This window comes from Natronoarchaeum rubrum (assembly GCF_024494695.1).
Map to the genome: position 1 here is coordinate 81539 of NZ_JANHDP010000006.1, position 18311 is coordinate 99849.

Here is an 18311-nt window from a genome sequence, read left to right on the forward strand (position 1 = left end):
ATCATGAAGGAGTACAAGATGCGACGCGGCGAGCACCTCGAAGACCGGATCCCGGACATGGAGTCGACCGTCGAAGATTACTTCGGCGAGATCACCGCCACCCAGGAGTTCAAGGGCAACGACCTCCACGTCGTCGAGGACCCGGACAACCCGGTGTTCGAGCGGATCGTCGCCGGCACATCCGAGTACAGCGGCAAGAAGAACAAGCTCGCGGTCCACTTCGAGGAGCGCGACGCCGAGGACGTCATCGCCGAGGGCAACGCCGACGCGGCCGCCGACGCGGTCGACGCCAAGAACGACTTCCTGCTCGAAGCCACCGGCCGGGACGCCAAGGCCCGGCGCGACTCGATGAAGCGCGCCGTCGAGGACGACCCGGACCACGACGTCGACGCCTGATCGCGGCCGCATCCTCTCGCTGAGCTCGCAGTTCGATAGCTGTTGCGCCGGCTGTACGGCCTTGCCTCCGAGAGCAGGAGCCGCTCGCTCGCGCCCCAACGCCTTCCACGCGGGACGTGGACGGGACAGTGATGGACGCACGCACGGCGTTCGCGTGGGCACTGGTGGTCGCGCTCGGAGCGGTCACGTGGCTGCTCGTCGAGCCGTTCCTCTCGTGGCTGCTCCTGACAGGGCTGATCGCGTTCGTTCTGTTCCCGATCCACCGTCGGCTGGAGCCGCGAATCGGGTCGCGCGTCTCCGCGGGGCTGCTCGCCGTCGGCGTCGCGGTGCTGACCGTCGCGGCGCTCGCACTCGGTGCGACTATCGTCGTCCAGCGCGGCGCCGAACTCCTCGAGGGCGTTTCCCGGTCCAATCTCGTCCAACGGGCCGATCAGCTGCTCGCGCAGTACGTCGGCGCGGGCATCTCGGTCGAACCCCTCGCGCGGCGCGGCGCCGACCGCCTGTCGAGCTACGTCGGCGGCAGCGCCTCCTCGATCCTAAGCGCCGGATTGCATGCGTTCCTCGGCTTCCTGCTGCTGACGTTCGTGCTGTACTACCTGCTGAAGGACGGACGGCGGTTCGTCGCGTGGCTCGAACGAGTGGTGCCGCTCGAGTCGGGCGTGCGCGAGGAACTGCTCGGTGCGGCCGACGACATGACCTGGGCCGTTCTGAAAGGCCACGTGCTGGTCGCCGCCATCCAGGGCGCCGTCGCCGGCGTCAGCCTGTTCGTCACCGGCGTTCCGGAGGCCGCCGTTCTCACGGCCGCGATGATGGTGTTAGCGCTGATTCCGGTGATCGGCGTCGCCCCCGTTCTCGGCGGCGCGGTGATCTTCCTCTTTGCGAACGGGCGGACGCTGAGCGCCGCGTTCGTGATCGTCTGGGGGTTTACCACCGTCGCGATCACCGACGACTACCTGCGGGCGTACCTGATCGACCGCCAGACGGAGATGCACTCCGCGGTCATCTTCGTCGGCATCGTCGGCGGCACGTACCTGCTCGGCCCGATCGGGCTGTTCATCGGCCCGATCCTGATCGGGCTGTTCAAGGTGACCGTCGAGGTGCTCGGCGTCCACTACGGGGTGATCCCGCGGGCCTGATTCGCGCTCGGAGCGCGGCGTCACGCGACCGCCACGAACCGCGCCGTGCCGTCCTGCTCGATCGTGATCCGGTAGCCCTCGTAGGTGAACTCGACGACGGCCTGGGCCTCGGGAGACGGCGGATCGGAGAGGATGTGCTCGATCATGCCGTCGATGCAGCCGTACATCGTCGCCAGCTGGTCCGGTTCACAGCCTTCGAGATCGGCGACGACCTCGGCGACCTCGACCGCGGGGTTGTCGCGGTCGGGATCGAGCTGTCTGTGGACGATCTCGTTCTCGTGGCCGTCGGTCGGCTGGTTGGAGTCACTCATCTCGTTCGAACCGTCGAGAGTACCCCTCAAATTAGTCAGGGGGTGCTGACAGGGCACGGATAGGAATCGACGCCGACATCGAAACAAACGACGCGCGAAGCAGAGCGAACGGCGCGGCGTCACCACACCTACAGCGCGTTCTCGACGGCGCCGGCGACGCTCCGAGCCTTCTCGGCGAGTTCCTCGGAGACGTACCCGTCCTCGACTGCCTCGGCGAGCTCGTCGGCGTCGACGCGCTCGACTTCGCCGTCGGGGCGCTTGACGACGTCGACGTACAGGTCGACGTAGCGCGCGACCGACGGGAACAGCTCGACTGGCGTGCAGACGTTGACGTACGTTCCCTTGCGCTCGCCGTCTTCGCCCCGGTACACCGTCGGGTACCACCAGCGACCCTCCTGGAGCTTCGTGACGGCGACGTCGCCCGGCTGGCGCTCGGTGCCGATGGCGTCGTACGTGCCCGACGAGCTGATCTCGCGGCGCAGCGTCAGCGCGCCGTCGGCGTCTCTTTCCGTGACCTCGCCGCGGCCGAGCGTGATGAGCCGGCCGTCGGGCTTGCCGTGCCCCAGCGCGATCCGATCGCCCTCCCGCGGGCCGAACTGGTCGGCGACGGCGCCGAAGGGAAACTCCCCGACGGGGAACTCGCCGGACGTCGCGCAGACCGCCTCGACGAAGTCGACGGCGTCGCTGGCCGAGCGCGCGGCGGCTTTGGTGCGGTGGTGGCCCGGCATCGTCGTCGTCACGTCGCGGCGCCGCCCGTCGAGCGCGAACCGGGTTTCGCGGCCGAACCAGATCCAGGCGGTCGCCCGCGGCGCGACGACCTGCCGCGGGGCGTCCCGGCCCGGCGGGGACGACGAAAGTGCGTCCTCCAGCGACTCGGCCCGGTCGCTCGCCCGCGAGAGCGCGTCGCCCAGCGCGTCCATGTCGGCGTCGGCCGCGTCGCGCTCCCAGCGCACGCCCCAGCCCTCGGGCGCCTCGGCGGGGAGAAGCTCCGTCGTCCGGACGAGTTCGGTCGCGCGCTCGCCGCGAACGTCGGCCCGGGCGCCCTCGGAGCCCCGCACCAGCGAGACGAGTTCGCCGGGCACCTCGACGTCGGTCCCGAGCAGCGGCCGATCGTCGCTCCAGGGCGCCGCCGGCTCGCGGACCTGAACGCGCAGGCTGTCGCCCTCGTCGACGTAGCCGTCGGCGGCGTCGAACGGGAGAAAGCCCTCGGCGTCGACGGCGGCGGCCGGTGCGCCGAGATTCGACGCGGCCGGCGCATCGTCGTCGGCAAGCGTGACGACGGCGCCGCTGCCGAGCGTCTCGGCGACGACGCCGTCGAACACCGCGCCGCGGGGTGCCCGGGCGGTCCAGCGCATCGCGTCCCGCGCGAGTTCGTCGGTCAGCAGGGTGCCCAGTTCCGCGACCGCGTCGGGGGCGCCGCTGACGCCGACGCCCTGCCGGTCGTCGGTGTCCTCGATGCCGGCGTCGGCGGGCGCCGCGGCGAGGTCGGCGTCGAACCGCTCGCGGATCGGCGGGGACGCCTGCACGACCTCGTGATCGGCGTCGAGCAGCAGCCGGGTCAGCGCGGTCGAGTAGATGCCGCGCAGCCGAACCGCCGTCATCGGAGCCGCTCGCGGTCCGGCGCGAACTGCACGCGGTCGTGGATCGTCGGCCCGAGCGTCAGTTCGACGAGATCATCCTCGAGCACGCGACCGTCCTCGACGTAGGCGCCCCACGAGTCGAAGCGGAGCCAGCCCCGCATGTCGTCGGCGTGGGTCGTCAGGTCGAGGTACTCGACGCTGTGTTCGGGGTAGTCGCTGGCGCTGTGGGCCAGCTCCATGTCCGAGTAGAGCGTGTCCGCGGCCTGGAAAAACGCCTCCAGCTCGGCGGCCGTCTCGGCGGTCTCCTCGACGACGAGTTCGGAGGCCCGCTGCAGGTCGTCGGCATCGAGGCCGACCTCGCGCAGCGCGCGCTGTGTCCGCTGGTCGAAGTGCATACCGCGCAGTTCGGCCCCCGGGGTTTTGAGCGTGACGAGCGCGCCGCTGGGCCGAACGCGCGAGGGATCGGAACCAAACCGTTTGGGGACAAACACATGTCTGTTGCTCACGTAAGGCACCTGTGAACGTCCCACAGGTTTCGAGCGCCGGCGGTTCGGGGGTATCGGCTCGCAGAGTGACCCGGTCCGCGGGGAGTGGTGCGGTATGAGCGAGAACGACGCCGACGCGGGGGTCGCCGACCCGATGGCGATCGGTCAGCAGTGGACAGACGCCTCCCGGCACGCGATAAACAGCTACGTCGAGGCGAACAACGCCCTGTTCGCCGCGATGGGAATCGACCGCGAGTCGACGGGAGCCGACTGCGACCGGGCCGACGCCCCGGTCAGCGAAATCGCCTTCGGCGACGCCGGCTGGTCGATGGAGCGCACGACCGACGAGTACGACGAGCTGGGCGTCGGCGACTACGTGCGTTTTTCGAAGCCGCTCGTCGAGCGCGACGTCAACGCCTTCGCGCAGGCCAGCGGCGACACCAACCGACTCCACCTCGAAGACGTGTTCGCCGAGGACACGCGGTTCAAGGGACGGATCGTCCACGGGACGCTCGTCGCGGGGACGATCAGCGCCGCGCTCGCGCGCCTCCCAGGACTCACGATCTACCTCTCGCAGGATCTGGAGTTCAACGCGCCCGTCCGGATCGGCGAGACGGTCACCGCCGAGTGCAAGATCGTCGAGGACCTCGGCGAGCACCGCTACCGACTCTCGACCGCGGTGTACAACACCGCGGAGCGAAGCTCCGCGAGCCCTGACTCGCAAGCTCGTCAGGACGAGGTGGCCGTCATCGACGGCGAGGCGGTCGTGCTGATCGACGAACAGCCCGTGGTGTAGACGGGACGCCACCCCGCCGCAGTGTTCCGATTATCGACAGTCGGCGGCGAGCGCCAGCGGCGCGTCGACCGGGGTCGCTGAAAGGACTTTAGGCGGATTTCTCGTAGCTATAGGTAGAGCCCCACCATGGAGGACGCCGACCGACAGCTCGAACTGGACGTGTACATGCGAGCGTTCACCCCTGACGCCGCCCGGCGCCGACAGGAGGCGATGCTCGAGCGGATGCGCGAGCTCCGCGACCGAGGGCTGGTCGAGGCGGTGTCGGTGACCCGCTGGAGCAACCAGGTGTCCGTTAGTCGGGTGCGCGACCGCGAACAGCCCGTCGGCGTCGAGACGTACCGGGAACTCGACGACGCCACCGACGGCACTGAGCTCTCGATCGAGCCGTTCTTCCGCGAGCGGTCGGGACACGAAGCGGACCGCACCGTTCTCAGCCTCCCGGTGCTGTGCGTCGCCATCCGGCGGGCGGGAGAGATCACCGGCGTCTACCCCTGCTCGGCGCCGGACGGCTCCTACAGCGTCACCGACTGTCTGGACGCGCTGGCCGCCGGCGACGACGTAGAGAACGTCACCGACGAGGTCGTGCTCGACCCCGAGCCCGTGTAGGGCGCCGGACGCCCGAACTCGTGTCGGCCACCGGACGCCCGAACTCGTGTCGGCCACCGGACGCCCGAACTCGTGTCGGCCACCGGACGCCCGTACCGGCGTTGGCGCCGTACCGCGGCGTCCGCCTGCGGTGCATCCCTGGGTTGGCGCGGTCGCCGCGGCGTCCCCGGTATCGCCCCGACGGCCGAGCGACGCCCGCCGCAACTCGTCACGCCTTTATCGGCCGCTCGAATACGACGTGGTATGTTCCTCAGCGTCCGCAAGGAGGTCGAGGCCGCGCTGGCCGACGCGCTGGCCGCGCTCGACCTGCCCGCCGACGACCTCGGCATCGAACAGCCGCCGGACGACGTCGACGCCGTGCTGGCGTCCAGCGTCGCGTTCCGGCTGGCCGGCGAGGTCGGCGCGCCGCCGCCGAAAGTGGCCGCCGACGTCGCCGACGAGATCGACCCCGACGAGTACGAGTACGTCGCCGAAGTCACCACGCAGGGCCCCTACGTCAACTTCCTGCCGAGCGACCGCTACTTCGAGGCCGCCCTGAAGGAGGCGCAGGCCGACGACTTCGGCTCGCTCGAAGATCGCGACGAGTCGCTCGTCCTCGAACACACCAGCGCGAACCCGACCGGGCCGGTCCACGTCGGCCGCGCGCGCAACCCGATCATCGGCGACGCGCTCGGGCGGGTGCTCGACTACGCCGGCTACGACGTCGATCGGCACTACTACGTCAACGACGCCGGGCGCCAGATCGCGGTGTTCACCTGGGCCTACGAGACGTTCGACGAGGCCGACCTGCCCGACCCGGAGCGCGAGAAGGCCGACTACGACATGGTCCGGTACTACCGCAAGGGCAACGAGTTCCTCGACGAGGGGCCCGAAGCCGACGTCGAGACCGCCGAGCAGGAGATCGAGGCGATCATGCAGGGTCTCGAAGAGGGCGACGAGGCGACCTACAAGCGCATCAGCGAGGTCGTCGACGCGGTGTTGGGCGGGATGCGCGAGTCGCTCGAACGCCTCCCCGCCGAGTTCGACGAGTTCGTCAAGGAGACGCGGTTCATGTTCGACGGCTCGGTCGACGATCTCGTCGAGCGGCTCAAGGAGTTCGACGAGGCCGTCTACGAGGAGGACGCCTGGCAGCTCGACCTGAGCGAGCACGGCATCGAGAAGAACTTCGTGTTCCTCCGCTCGGACGGCACCAGCCTCTACGCGACCCGCGATCTGGCCCACCACGAGTGGAAGTTCGACGAGTACGACCGCGCGGTGACGGTGCTCGGCGAGGACCACGGCCTGCAGGCCCGCCAGCTCCGCACCACGCTGGAACTGCTGGGCAACGACACCGACCAGTTAGAGCAGGTGCTGTACTCCTACGTCAACCTCCCCGAGGGGAAGATGTCCACCCGCGCGGGCACCGGCGTCGATCTGGACGACCTGCTCGACGAGGCGATCGACCGCGCCCGCGAGGAGGTCGAGGATCGGCTCGACGACCGGATTCGGGACGACGATCTCGACGAAGACGACGTCGAGCGGATCGCCCGGCAGGTCGGCATCGGCGCGGTGCGCTACGACATCGTCGCCAAGCAGCCCGCCAAGGCGATCACCTTCGAGTGGGATCGCGCGCTCGACTTCGAGGCCCAGTCCGCGCCGTACGTCCAGTACGTCCACGCGCGCTGTTGCGGGATTCTCGACGGCGCCGATGCGGAGCCGTCCCCCGACGTCGACGCCGACCTGCTCTCGACCGAGTACGAGCGCGACCTGCTCCGGACGGTCGCGCGGTTCCCCGCGGTGATCGAGGAGTCCGCCGACGAGCTCCAGCCCCACGTCGTCGCGACCTACACCCGCGAGATCGCCGAGGACTTCAACGCGTTCTACCGCGAGTGTCAGGTGCTCGGCGACGACGTCGATCCCGAAGTCCGAGATGCCCGGCTCGCGCTGGTCGCGGCCGCCCGCCACGCCGTCGGCAACGCGCTCGACGCGCTGGGCGTCGAAGCGCCCCGCTCGATGTAGCTAGTTCGAGTAGATCAGCGAGAGGCCCGCGAGAAAGCAGAGCCACCCCCACAGGTGGGCGGCGACGACGAGCACGCCGATGCGGCCGTTGAGGATGAACCAGAGGCTCGCCGGCGTCAGCAGCGCGCCGGTGAACAGCAGGACGTGCCCGGCGATCCGGCCGAGCAGCGACCGAACTCTGGCTGCGGCGGAGGTATCCGTCATAACGCGTCAGTCGAGAGCCGCAGGCTCAGAAGATGCCGCCGAGGAAGCCGCCGTCGTCCTCGTCGCTATCGTCGTCCTCGGCATCAGCGGCGTCCTCGCTATCGGCGGCATCCTCGTCGTCCCTGTCGTTATCGTCGTCATCGGATTCGGTTTCGGCGTCGTCGGCCGCCGCGGCGTCCGCGTCGTCGCCAGAGAACGGGATGGCGTCGTCGTCGAGGTCGAGGGGGTCCTCGGACTCGGCGTCGGCGTCAGCATCAGCCTCGGCCTCAGCCTCAGCCTCAGCTTCCGCGTCCGGGATCGTGACCGCTCCCTCGACCTCCTCAGCGTCGGCCTCGCGCGTCGTCGACCCGTCGCCGCCGACCGCAACGGCGCCCTCGGGCTCGCTCGCGGCGTCGTCGGCCGCGTCGTCGGCCTCGTCGATCCCGGAGATGGCGTCCTCGACGGACGTCTCGGAGGCCGGTTCCTCGGGATCGGCGGGAGCGGCGTCGGCGTCGACCGCGTCGTCCGCCGACGCGTTCGATTCCTCGTCGGCCGTAGCGTCCGGAGCAGCTTCCGAGACGGCGTCCGCGACGTCGTCGGGTGCGGCATCGCCCTCGTCGACCGCAGTCTCGTCGGCGTCGTCCGATGCCGCGTCGTCGGCCTCGGCTTCGGCGCCGGAGTCGTCCTCCGCGGTCGACGCGGAGCCGGCGGCCGCGGACGCGCTCGCCTGCACGCCGTCGGCCAGCGACGCGGCGAGCTGGCGGTATGCTGTCGCTGCGGGCGACTCGGCCTCGTGAACGACCAGCGGCGTCCCGGCGTAGACGCTGTCCCGGACCGTCGGATCCTCGGGGATCGATCCCAGCAGGTCGACGTCGAGGCGAGCGGCGATCTCCTCGTAGGAGACGTCGCCGTCGGGTCGGCCGCGGGTGACAACCAATCCGGCGACCGAGCCGCCCGAGCGGTCGACCAGGTCGATCGTCTTGCGGACGTCCTGCACCGAGGCGGGTTCGGGCGTCGAGACGAGCAGCACCTCGTCGGCGACGCCCAGCGGGAGCACCGACTCGTGGCTGACGCCGGCGCCGACGTCCAACAGGACGTAGTCGAACTCGCCGCGCAAGCGATCGACCGCGTCGCCGAGACCGGCGGCGTCGGCGTCGGCGAACTCGTCGAGTTCGGTGCCGCTGGGAACGGCGGCGATGCCGTCGGCCACCTCGTAGGTCGCTTCGGGAACCTCGGCGTCGCCGGCGAGCACGTCGTGGAGCGTCGCGCCGTCGGGCGCGAGGCTGACGAAGCCGGCGAGATTGGCCATCCCGAGGTCGGCGTCGACGATTGCGACGCGCTTGCCCGCCCCCGCCAGCGCGGTGCCGAGGTTGACCGTGGTCGTCGTCTTCCCGACCCCGCCTTTGCCGCTCGCGACAGCGTAGACCGTGGTGCCAGACATATTCGTTACCGGACCACAGTCACCCGCGGGTAATAAAACATCGCAGGACGCGCGCGGCGTTTTCGGCGGTGCTGAGCGCGTCGTATCACCGATCCGACCTGATGCCACGGTGTCGCGACGGCGCGACGCAGACGGCCGATCGGCTGCGGAAACCCCCCTCGAAGACGTTCGATCGAACAGCGAGGACCGCACGCGGGCGCGCGCTAACAGGTCAAAGCATACTTACACGCTCCGGGGGCTAGTACACACAATGAGTCAGCAGGACGCCGAACAGTCCGACCGGAAAAAGTACGAGTTCCGGAAGGTCATCGAGGACCTCAAAGAGTACGAGGGCTCGGGGACCCAGCTCGTCACGATCTACGTCCCGCCGGACAAAATGATCAGCGACGTCGTCGCTCACGTCACCCAGGAACACAGCGAAGCGTCGAACATCAAGTCCAAGCAGACCCGCACCGCCGTGCAGGACGCCCTCTCGAGCATCAAAGCCCGCCTGAAGTACTTCGACACGAAACCGCCGGAGAACGGCGTCGTGCTGTTCTCGGGGGCCGTCGACTCGGGCGGCGGCCGGACCGACATGGTCACCGAGGTTCTGGAGAACCCGCCCCAGCCCATCGAGTCGTTCCGGTATCACTGCGACTCCGCGTTCCTGACAGAGCCGTTAGAGCACATGCTGGCCGACAAGGGCCTGTACGGCCTGATCGTGCTCGACCGGCGCGAGGCCAACGTCGGCTGGCTGCGGGGCAAGCGCGTCGAGCCCGTCAAGTCCGCCAGCTCGCTGGTGCCGGGCAAGCAGCGAAAGGGTGGTCAGTCCGCCCAGCGATTCGCCCGCCTGCGCCTCGAAGCGATCGACAACTTCTACCAGGAGGTCGCCGGGATGGCCAACGACCTGTTCGTCGCCGAGCGCCACGAGCTCGACGGCATCCTGGTCGGCGGTCCCTCGCCGACGAAAGACGAGTTCCTCGACGGCGACTACCTCCACCACGAGCTCCAGGACAAGGTGCTGGGCAAGTTCGACGTGTCCTACACCGACGAATCCGGGCTGTACGATCTGGTCGACGCCGGCGAGGAGGCGCTGGCCGACGCCGAGCTCATGGAGGACAAGTCGCTGATGGAGGAGTTCTTCAAGGAGCTCCACGGCGGCGAGGAGGCGACCTACGGCTTCGAACAGACTCGCCAGAACCTCATCATGGGCTCCGTCGAGACGCTGCTGATCAGCGAGGATCTCCGCAAGGACGTCGTCACCTACGAGTGCTCGAACGGACACGAGGAGCGCGAGGTGATCGATCGGCGCAAGAACACGCCGACCCACACCTGCAGCGAGTGCGGCGAGGAGGTCGAAGCCGACGAGGAGGCTCGCGAAGACGCCATCGACCACCTCATCGACATCGCCGAGCAGCGCGGCACCGAGACGACGTTCATCTCGACGGACTTCGAGAAGGGCGATCAGCTCTACGACGCCTTCGGCGGCGTCGCCGGCATCCTGCGGTACTCGACGGGCGTCTAGAGACCGTTCTCGTTCTCGCCACCGAAAAAAGTCGTCGAGGGTCTGAAGCTACGCCGACGAGTTGCCGCTACCGCCGCCACCGCCGGATCCGAGCATCGAGTCGGTCTCGCCGTCGTCGGTTTCGAGCGTGATTTCGTAGTCGCTCACGGCGGCGCAGACGATCCAGCCTTGCCCGCCGTGGTCGAGCGAGACGTCGGTCTCGAAGATCCCCTGGTCGGCGTAAATTTCGCCGAGGTACTCGCCGCCGAGCGTGTACAGCTTCAGCGAGAACTCGCCGACGCCGGTGTGGTCGATCGCGACGGAGTTGACGTCGCTGAAGTCGATGGGGCCGAGGTAGGCCGGCTCGGAGTTCGCGAGCGTGGCCGGCGGCGTGACGAGGTCGCCGTCGCCCACTCTCGGCTGGATCACGCTGACCGACCAGTCCCTGTCGGTCCGAATCTCCATCGTGTACTCGCCCTGGGGAACGTCGATCGGAACGAACGACTTGTAGTTCTGTATGTCGCCCTCCAGCGACCGCCAGACGTTCCCACCGGAGTCGATCACGTCGACCCGCAGCCCCGACATCGGTTCGATGTCCAGTATGGTGAGACCGGGACGAACCGTGAACGGTTCCGTCGTCGCGTTGCCGCTGCCGGAGTACTCGATCGGCTCGGGGTCGCTCGCCCCGAGGCCGCCGTCGCTGTCGTTACCACCGGTCCCGTCGCTTTCGTTGCCCGCGGGTCCGTCGCCCGACTCGTTGTCGTCGGGGTCGTCCGAATCTGACCCGAAGCATCCTGCCAGCGCGGTGACACCGCACGCCGTGACGAACGTTCGACGTCGCATGGTCTGCGCTGGGACGGACCGGGTGAAAGGTATTCAGGGAGTAGTGAGCAGTATATCTGGGCAATCGAAACCGCAACTGACGGTTACTCCGCAACCGAGTCGGTAACTGACGTATACGGATTCGACTCGGACAGTGTCGCCGCCGCGCCCGGCGGTACGCTCAGCCTACCGGCAAATCGGCAGCGATGAACCGCCAGGCCGCGGTGCGGTCGGGGACGCCCCGGCCGATCCCGCTCGTCTAGACGATCATAGAAACTCGCGAACGTCGGAGTAGTACATGTCGTGGTGGTCGGCGGCGTCGATCGGATCGGCGATCGCCGCCGCCAGCGCGTGCCAGCAGAGGTCGGTCGGGTCGTCGGGATCGAGATTGTACAGCGTATCCTCGCAGGTACAGCCCCGGCCCTCGACGACGTACTCGTCGGAGTGACCGACCACGACGGTGAAATCGCGGTACTCCTTGACCCGCCCTTCGGCGACGGCCTCGATGGCCCGCGCGCCGCGATCGCCGTGGATCGCGGTGACGCGCTCGACGACCGCGGGCGTCAGTTCGCCCGCCGCCGCCAGATCGGCGCGCCAGTCGTCGCCGTCGGTCACGGTCGACCCTCCGCTGGCCGCGCTGGCTGCCGCGCGGCGATCGACGGCGGGCCGGGCATCCGGGACACGCCACACAGATTAGAAAGCCCCTCTCAAAACAGGTTCGGTCGCCGGGGGTTCAGACGTCCCCGCCCACGTTCCGATCGTCTCCCTCGCCGGCGCTCCGCTCGACGCCGTGTCCGCCCGCGCCGTCGGCCGCGTCGACGGATTCGCCGCGCTCGCGGCGCAGGTCCCGTTCGAGCTGTCGTCGCCCGCTCACGTCGGCGATGTACCCCTCCAGAACGCCCGGCTCGACGCGGTGGCCGCGCTCGGACACCCATCGCGCGTCGCCGGACTTCGTCAGGATGCGGTACTCCAGGGCGAACGCGTCGCCGTTGGCCAGCGCCTCGCGGGTGACCCAGTTCACCGTCTCGACGTCGTCGGGGTGGATCACCGACTCGCCCCAGGACACGTCGCCCGACTCCAGAGCTTCGGCATCGTAGCCCGTAAGCCGCTCGCAGCCCTCGCTGACGAACTCCATCGGCCACCCCTCCTCGGTCCGCGCCCGGTACGCCATTCCCGGAAGGCTCTCCAGCAGCGACCGGAAGCGGCGCCGTTGTTCCTCCAGTTCCCGCTCGCGCTCGCGGCGCTCGGTGAGATCCCGGACCACGAAGACCGCGCCGCCGCTCCGTTCGTCGTCCGGGTCCCGGCCCGTCACCCCTCGCTCGATGGCCGCCACCGACACCGAGGTGGGAACCGTCGTGCCGTCGGCGCGCTCGATAGTCATCTCGCCGGACCACTCGCCGGTCTCGGACAGCGACGGCAGCACGTCGTCGTTCGCGCGCTCGATCGCCCACTCCGGATGGAACTCCCGCCAGTGCTTGCCGAACAGGTCGTCGGGATCGCGACCGTACAGCCCCGAGTACGCCTCGTTCGCGTACGCCAGCTCGCCGCAGCCGTCGAAGACCGCGATCCCCTCCGAGGCAGCCTCGATCGCCTCGACGCGCTGGCGCAACGTCCACTCGGTGCGGCGCTGGTCGACGAGGTTTCGAATTCGATTCGCCAGCACGGTGTACTGGTCGGCGCCCGTTTCCTTCTGGATGTAGTCGGAAACGCCCGCCGAGATCGCCTCGCTGGCGATCTCCTCGCTGCCCTTGCCGGTGAACAGCACGAACGGGACCGACGGGCGACGCTCGCGAACGGCGTCGAGGAACTCGATGCCGTCCATCTCGGGCATCTGGTAGTCGCTGAGCACGCAGTCGATCGAGCCGTCGAGCAGTTCCAGGGCGCGCTCGGGGTTCGACTCGGTCCGTACCTCGATGTCGCCTTCGCGTTCGAGGAACGTCTTCGTCAGGTCCAGCAACGGCGGCTCGTCGTCGACGTGGAGTACGGTGATTGGCTCGATCATGGCGCTGTCCCGGCGACGGGCCGACGGCGCTGACCCGCATCCTCCGTGGTATCCTCACCCACGGGTCAAAAAACCGACGGTGGATTCCCCGGCGTTTGCTCGACCGGCCGCCGCGCATCGTGGGGCTTTTCGCCCCGCGGTGGCCATAGCGAGGCATGCAGATCCGGGAGGGCGCAGTCGAGATCGAGGTGCCCGAACAGGAGACCGAGGGCATCGACGACGCGGTGTTTTTCAACCCCGTCCAGGAACTCAACCGCGACCTGACCGTCGCGGCGCTCCGGGCCTACCGCGAGCGCGAGGACCGGGCCGAGTCGTACCTCGACGCGATGGCCGCCAGCGGCGCCCGCGGGGTCCGGGCCGCCGTCGACGGCTGGGACGCCACGCTCTGCGATCTCGATCCCGAAGCCGTCGCGCTCTGCGAGCGGAATCTCGAACGCAACGGCGTCGAGGGAGAGGTCGTCGAGCGTAACGTCAACGCCTTGCTCCACGAGTCGGTGTACGACGTCGTCGACATCGACCCGTTCGGGACGCCGATGCCCTTCGCGGACGCCGCGCTGGCGAACGCCCGCGATCTCGTCTGCGTCACCGCGACCGACACGGCGCCGCTGTGTGGCGCGCACTTCGACAGCGGCGTCCGCAAGTACTCCGCGATCCCCCGGAACACCGAGTACCACGCCGAGATGGGCCTGCGCGTGCTCGTCTCCGCGCTCGTCAGGACGGCCGCGCGGTACGACGTCGGCGCGACGCCGATCCTCTCTCACGCCACCAACCACTACGCGCGCACCTACCTCGAACTCGACCACAGCGCGACCGACGCCAACGAAGCGGTCGACGGACTGGGCCACGTCCACCACTGCGAGGACTGCCTGCACCGCGAGCACGAGTCGGGACTGATCGCCCACCCGCCCGAGACGTGCCAGAACTGCGGCGGCAACCGCGTCATGACCGCCGGTCCGATCTGGCTGGGCCAGCTGACCGACAGCGAGTTCGCCGCGGCGACCCGCGAGCAGGTCAGCGAGGACATGGGCACCGCCGAGGATTGCCGAGACCTGCTGGAAACGCTGGGGGCCGAACTCGACGAGCCGACCCACTTCGACCAGCACAAGCTCTGCAAGCAGTGGACGCGATCGGCGGTCGCGATGGACGACTTTCTCGAACAACTGCGAGACGCCGGCTACGAGGCGACGCGCGCCCACTACGGCGGGACGACGTTCAAGACCGACGCCACCGTCGCGGAGATCGAAGCGGCGACGAGCGAGTAAGCGCGACGCCGACGACGTGCAGACGTCTCGCCGACGATCGGCGTCGCGACCCGGCCGCTCGGCGTCGAGACCCGGATGCTCGGCGTCGTCCGGCTGTGTGCCGCCCGCGGAGCCGGGAATATTTGTGCAGCGGCGCCGAACTACCACCCGTGCGACAGCGACTCGACGCCGTTCCGGACGACGTGCGCGCGGTGGCGATGGCCGCCCGGTCAGAGCAGATCACGTTTCTGGCGGCCGCGGTCGCCTACTACGCGTTCGTCTCGCTGATCCCGCTGTCGCTGCTAGGACTGGTGATCGCCTCGGTGATGGGCGGCGCCGTCTTCGAGGGGCAGGTCGTCGCGACCGCCAGCGAGTTTCTCACGCCGGAGGCCCAGGAGCTGTTGACCGAAGCCCTGACCGGCGAGTCCGGCCGCGGCGGCGCGACGATCGTCGGCACCGTCGTGTTGCTCTGGAGCGGGCTGCGGCTGTTCCGCGGGCTCGACAAGGCGTTCTCGCAGGTGTACGGCACCATCGGCTCGAAGACGATCCTCAACGAGCTTCTCAACGCCGTCGCGGTCTCGCTGGCGATCGTCGTCGGCGTCGCGTCGATGACGGTGCTCGGGGCCGCGATCGACCGGCTGCCGGCGGGCGACATCGCGCCTCAGGTCGGGTTCGCACTGCTGATCGGGACGCTGGCGGTCGTGTTTTTCCCGATGTACCTGCTGTTGCCCGACGCCGACATCGAGCCGCGCGAGGCGCTACCGGGGACGCTGTTCGCGTCGCTGGGCTGGGTGGTACTAGGCGCCGGCTTCCAGCTCTACTCGGCCAACGCGGGCAACTTCGCCGCCTACGGCGTGCTCGGCGGGGTGTTGCTGCTCGTGACCTGGCTGTACTTCGGCGCGCTGATCGTGATGCTGGGCGCGGTGGTCAACGCGGTGCTGGCCGATCGGCTCGACGCCGACGACGCCGCGGCGATGGACTACGAACCGGGGTACGATCCGAGCGGGCTGTCACGCGAGGCGAGGGACGCTGGCACCGGTAACGGGCCGAACGCGGGGGGTGCCGACGCGACCCACCCGCGCGGCGCGGACGAAACGAACGCGCACGAAACGAGCGAACGAACGACGACAGACCGGCAAGTACAACGTGATGGCGCTCGACACACCGACACAACCGAAGCGATGACTGGCGAGGACTCACCCGAACGACCGGACGACGCCGACGACGACTCCGAAGGGACGGCGGGCTCGGACAGCTCGACCGGGCCGAACGGCCAGAACACCGGGACGAGCGACCCGGAGACCGACGGCGGCACCGCCGCCGACGAGCCGACCGCCTCCGAGCGCGTCCGGCCGGGGACGGCGCCGGCGAGCGAGGTCGCGCGACTGAACAGCGAGATCGCGGACCTGCGCTCGGAGCTCGACGAGTTCGAGGACGAGGTCGACGACAAGACGGTCGACCGCGACGAGTTCGAGGGCGATCTCAAGCGCTACGTCCGTCGGCGCGTTCGGCGCGGCCACGCGCGAGGCTGGGGGCCGTACCTGGTGTTGCTGTACGGCACCGCGATGACGGTCGCGGCGCTGTACACGCCCTACCTGGGCGGCGGCTGGGCGATCTTCGCGATGATCGTCATCTGGCTGTCGACGCTGGGGCTGTACGTGCTGATGGTGCTGGTCGGCGCTGGCCTGTCGCTACTGGGCGTCCCCGGCCGGCTCCGGAACGCCGTCGGCTCCTGGCGGTCCTGATCCAGGTCGTCCGTTCCTCGTCTCGACGCCCGTCTCCGGCAGGAGTCGCGCGACAAATCTACACTCCGCTCCGGACCTCCTAACGCGGTCTTACCGAACCGTTCAGCGCGGGTACGACCGCACTACGACTGAACGGTTTGCCCACTTTTTACGCGGACTCGTGGAACCGAGTCCTGCTCACCGGCGTATCTACCGCGTCGCGTTCCAGCGACGGCGACACCCGCGAGCACCTATCATGCCACGAGACAGAGACGACGAGCGACCGGACCGACGAGCATCGGCGGACAGACATCGAGAACAGGGGAACCCGAATCGGGAACGACCGTTCGGCCGCGGAGGAAGGGAACAGCAACCGCCAAAGGGCGGGCAGCAGTCGGGAACCGGGCGACGGCAACCGCCGCAGCAGCAACCGACACGTCGCCAACAGCCCCAATCGTCACGACGAGACCAGCCGCAGCGGCGACCGTCGCAGCAGCGAGCGTCACAGCAGGAGCAACAACCGTCACAGCAGGGAGGACAACCATCACAGCAGAGGCAACAACCGCCCCGACAGCAACCGGGCGAACGCCAGCAGCCGTCCCAACGCCAGCGATCCTCACAGCGGGGGCAGCAGCCGCCACAGCGTGGCCAGCAGTCGTCTCCTCGAGCGCCGCCGCGCCAGCCAGAGCAGACGCCGTCGCGACAGGGGAGCCAGCAGTCCCAGCAGGGCGGGCAGCAGCCCAGTCGAAGCCAGCAGCTCGGCAGTTACCAGGAGCAGGCTCGGGTCTCCGGCGACTGGAAACGGGGTGACGCGCCCAGTTCACGCCGACGGACCGGCGGCCGAACCGGAGCCCAGCAGCACCGCGCCCGATCCGGACGCGGCACCCCAGGAATCGATCAGTCCGGGGGCGAGCGGGCGATCCAGCCGCGAACGATAGACGAGATCATGATCGAGGATGTCGTCACGGCGTCGAGGGACACGCCGCTGCACGAGGTCGCCGCGACGATGGCCACCGAGGAGGTCGGCAGCGTCGTCGTGATCGACGACGACGAGTCGCCGGTCGGGATCGTCACCGACCGCACGATCGCGCTGTCGGTCGACGACGAGGGAACGCTCGCGGATCGGGCGGTGTCCAACGTGATGGCCGGCGACGTCGTCACCGTCACCGCCGGGACGAGCGTGTTCGAAGTGACTCAGCGGCTGTCCGAGGCAAGCGTGCGCAGGTTGCCGGTGATCGACGGCGACGGCGCTCTGGAGGGGATCGTCGCGATCGACGACGTCGTCGTGTTGCTCTCACGGGAGCTGGAGAACGTCAGCGACGTGCTCTCGGTGCAGTCGAATCGGCGCTGAGGGACACAGCGAGACCGCTCTCGGGGTCGGTGCCGGACCGACGCCCGGCGGCGAATCGGGGACCAGTCTTTTTGAGGGTCGACCGCGTAGGCATCTCGCATGAAGTTTGTTATCGTGGGGTACGGTCGGGTCGGCATCCGGACGGCCCGCATCCTGCGCGAGGAGGGACACGAGGTCATCGTCGTCGAGAACGACCCGGAGAAGATCGATCGGGGCCGGAGCGACGGGTTTCGGGTCGTCGACGGCGACGGCGCCGAGGACGAGACGTTCGAGGCGATCGAGATGGCGACGATCGACGCCGTCGCCGGCCTCACCGGCGATCTCAACGTCAACTTCGCGGCCTGCATGATCGGCAAGCACCACGGCGCCCGCACCGTGTTGCGGATCGACGAGGACTACCGCCAGGACATCTACCAGAAGTACGCCGACGACGTCGACGAGGTGATCTACCCCGAACGCCTCGGCGCCGCGGGCGCGAAGACGGCACTCTTGGGCGGGGACTTCAACGTCCTCTCGGACCTGACCGAGCAGCTCCAGCTCTCGGTGTTCACGATCGGCGGCGACTCGGCGGCGGTCGGCAGCCGCGTCAGCGACGTGGATCTCCCCGAGAGCGCCCGGATCTACGCCCACGGTCGCGAGCACGAGTCGCTGACGATCCCTCTGCCGGGAACGACGATCGAGTCCGGCGATCAGGTCGCCGTGATCGTCGAGACCGAGAGCGTCAGCGACGTGAAGACGGCGCTGGCCGGCTGAGCG

At 69.1% G+C, this 18311-nt stretch carries 17 protein-coding genes and 1 pseudogene; 10 read left to right on the top strand and 8 right to left on the bottom strand.

Annotated elements, in window-relative coordinates; translation table 11 throughout:
• Positions 1-3 precede the first annotated feature (3 nt).
• Positions 4-396, top strand: coding sequence for a DUF5611 family protein (locus NO931_RS15620; protein ID WP_256393286.1), 393 nt, complete (start codon positions 4-6; stop codon positions 394-396).
• Between the two features lie 131 nt (positions 397-527).
• Positions 528-1532: an AI-2E family transporter gene (locus tag NO931_RS15625; RefSeq protein WP_256393287.1), complete on the top strand. Its 1005-nt coding sequence runs from the start codon at positions 528-530 to the stop codon at positions 1530-1532.
• A 20-nt stretch (positions 1533-1552) separates the two neighbouring features.
• On the opposite strand, the gene NO931_RS15630 is transcribed toward NO931_RS15625, so the two are convergent.
• The 3 genes from NO931_RS15630 to NO931_RS15640 all read right to left on the bottom strand — a co-directional run bounded on the left by NO931_RS15630 (position 1553) and on the right by NO931_RS15640 (position 3818).
• Positions 1553-1843 carry a HalOD1 output domain-containing protein gene (locus tag NO931_RS15630; RefSeq protein WP_256393288.1) on the bottom strand — a complete coding sequence of 97 codons (291 nt, stop codon included), beginning with the start codon at positions 1841-1843 and terminating at the stop codon, positions 1553-1555.
• Between the two features lie 128 nt (positions 1844-1971).
• Entirely contained in the window at positions 1972-3444 is a 1473-nt protein-coding gene (locus NO931_RS15635) for a ribonuclease FAU-1 family protein (protein ID WP_256393289.1), read from the bottom strand.
• Positions 3441-3818, bottom strand: a complete 378-nt coding sequence (locus NO931_RS15640) for a DUF7532 family protein (RefSeq protein ID WP_256393291.1) — start codon at positions 3816-3818, stop codon at positions 3441-3443. Before NO931_RS15640 ends, NO931_RS15635 begins: the two co-directional genes overlap by 4 nt.
• A gap of 205 nt (positions 3819-4023) precedes the next feature.
• Here NO931_RS15640 and NO931_RS15645 point away from each other — a divergent pair, with 205 nt between their 5' ends.
• The 3 genes from NO931_RS15645 (at position 4024) to argS (ending at position 7308) form a co-directional block, all read left to right on the top strand.
• Positions 4024-4704: a MaoC family dehydratase gene (locus NO931_RS15645; RefSeq protein WP_375142072.1), complete on the top strand. Its 681-nt coding sequence runs from the start codon at positions 4024-4026 to the stop codon at positions 4702-4704.
• A gap of 126 nt (positions 4705-4830) precedes the next feature.
• Entirely contained in the window at positions 4831-5310 is a 480-nt protein-coding gene (locus NO931_RS15650) for an HTH domain-containing protein (RefSeq protein ID WP_256393292.1), read from the top strand.
• A gap of 243 nt (positions 5311-5553) precedes the next feature.
• Entirely contained in the window at positions 5554-7308 is a 1755-nt protein-coding gene (gene argS, locus NO931_RS15655; RefSeq protein WP_256393293.1) for an arginine--tRNA ligase, read from the top strand.
• Here the strand turns inward: argS and NO931_RS15660 are convergent, their stop codons facing one another.
• Entirely contained in the window at positions 7309-7512 is a 204-nt protein-coding gene (locus NO931_RS15660; protein WP_256393294.1) for a hypothetical protein, read from the bottom strand. It lies immediately after the preceding gene.
• A gap of 538 nt (positions 7513-8050) precedes the next feature.
• Positions 8051-8932 (bottom strand): annotated as a pseudogene (gene minD, locus NO931_RS20890) (cell division ATPase MinD); the annotation flags it as partial.
• Positions 8933-9182: 250 nt separating this feature from the next.
• On the opposite strand from minD, the gene prf1 reads away from it, so the two are divergent.
• The gene (prf1, locus tag NO931_RS15670; RefSeq protein ID WP_256393296.1) at positions 9183-10436 is read left to right on the top strand and encodes a peptide chain release factor aRF-1; all 1254 of its coding nucleotides are present in this window, start codon (positions 9183-9185) and stop codon (positions 10434-10436) included.
• 48 nt (positions 10437-10484) lie between these two features.
• Here the strand turns inward: prf1 and NO931_RS15675 are convergent, their stop codons facing one another.
• The 3 genes from NO931_RS15675 to NO931_RS15685 all read right to left on the bottom strand — a co-directional run bounded on the left by NO931_RS15675 (position 10485) and on the right by NO931_RS15685 (position 13239).
• Complete coding sequence (locus NO931_RS15675; RefSeq protein WP_256393297.1) at positions 10485-11258, bottom strand: hypothetical protein; 774 nt, start codon at positions 11256-11258, stop codon at positions 10485-10487.
• A gap of 246 nt (positions 11259-11504) precedes the next feature.
• Positions 11505-11852 carry a hypothetical protein gene (locus NO931_RS15680; RefSeq protein WP_256393298.1) on the bottom strand — a complete coding sequence of 116 codons (348 nt, stop codon included), beginning with the start codon at positions 11850-11852 and terminating at the stop codon, positions 11505-11507.
• Between the two features lie 118 nt (positions 11853-11970).
• Positions 11971-13239 carry a PAS domain-containing response regulator gene (locus NO931_RS15685; RefSeq protein WP_256393299.1) on the bottom strand — a complete coding sequence of 423 codons (1269 nt, stop codon included), beginning with the start codon at positions 13237-13239 and terminating at the stop codon, positions 11971-11973.
• A 155-nt stretch (positions 13240-13394) separates the two neighbouring features.
• Between NO931_RS15685 and NO931_RS15690 the strand changes: the two genes are divergently transcribed.
• The 4 genes from NO931_RS15690 to NO931_RS15705 all read left to right on the top strand — a co-directional run bounded on the left by NO931_RS15690 (position 13395) and on the right by NO931_RS15705 (position 18308).
• Positions 13395-14501 (top strand): tRNA (guanine(26)-N(2))-dimethyltransferase, encoded by a 1107-nt coding sequence (locus NO931_RS15690; RefSeq protein WP_256393300.1) that lies wholly within the window; start codon positions 13395-13397, stop codon positions 14499-14501.
• A gap of 149 nt (positions 14502-14650) precedes the next feature.
• Positions 14651-16225, top strand: a complete 1575-nt coding sequence (locus NO931_RS15695) for a YihY/virulence factor BrkB family protein (protein WP_256393301.1) — start codon at positions 14651-14653, stop codon at positions 16223-16225.
• 925 nt (positions 16226-17150) lie between these two features.
• Positions 17151-17555 (top strand): CBS domain-containing protein, encoded by a 405-nt coding sequence (locus NO931_RS15700; protein WP_256393302.1) that lies wholly within the window; start codon positions 17151-17153, stop codon positions 17553-17555.
• 99 nt (positions 17556-17654) lie between these two features.
• The gene (locus tag NO931_RS15705) at positions 17655-18308 is read left to right on the top strand and encodes a potassium channel family protein (protein ID WP_256393303.1); all 654 of its coding nucleotides are present in this window, start codon (positions 17655-17657) and stop codon (positions 18306-18308) included.
• Positions 18309-18311: the final 3 nt, after the last annotated feature.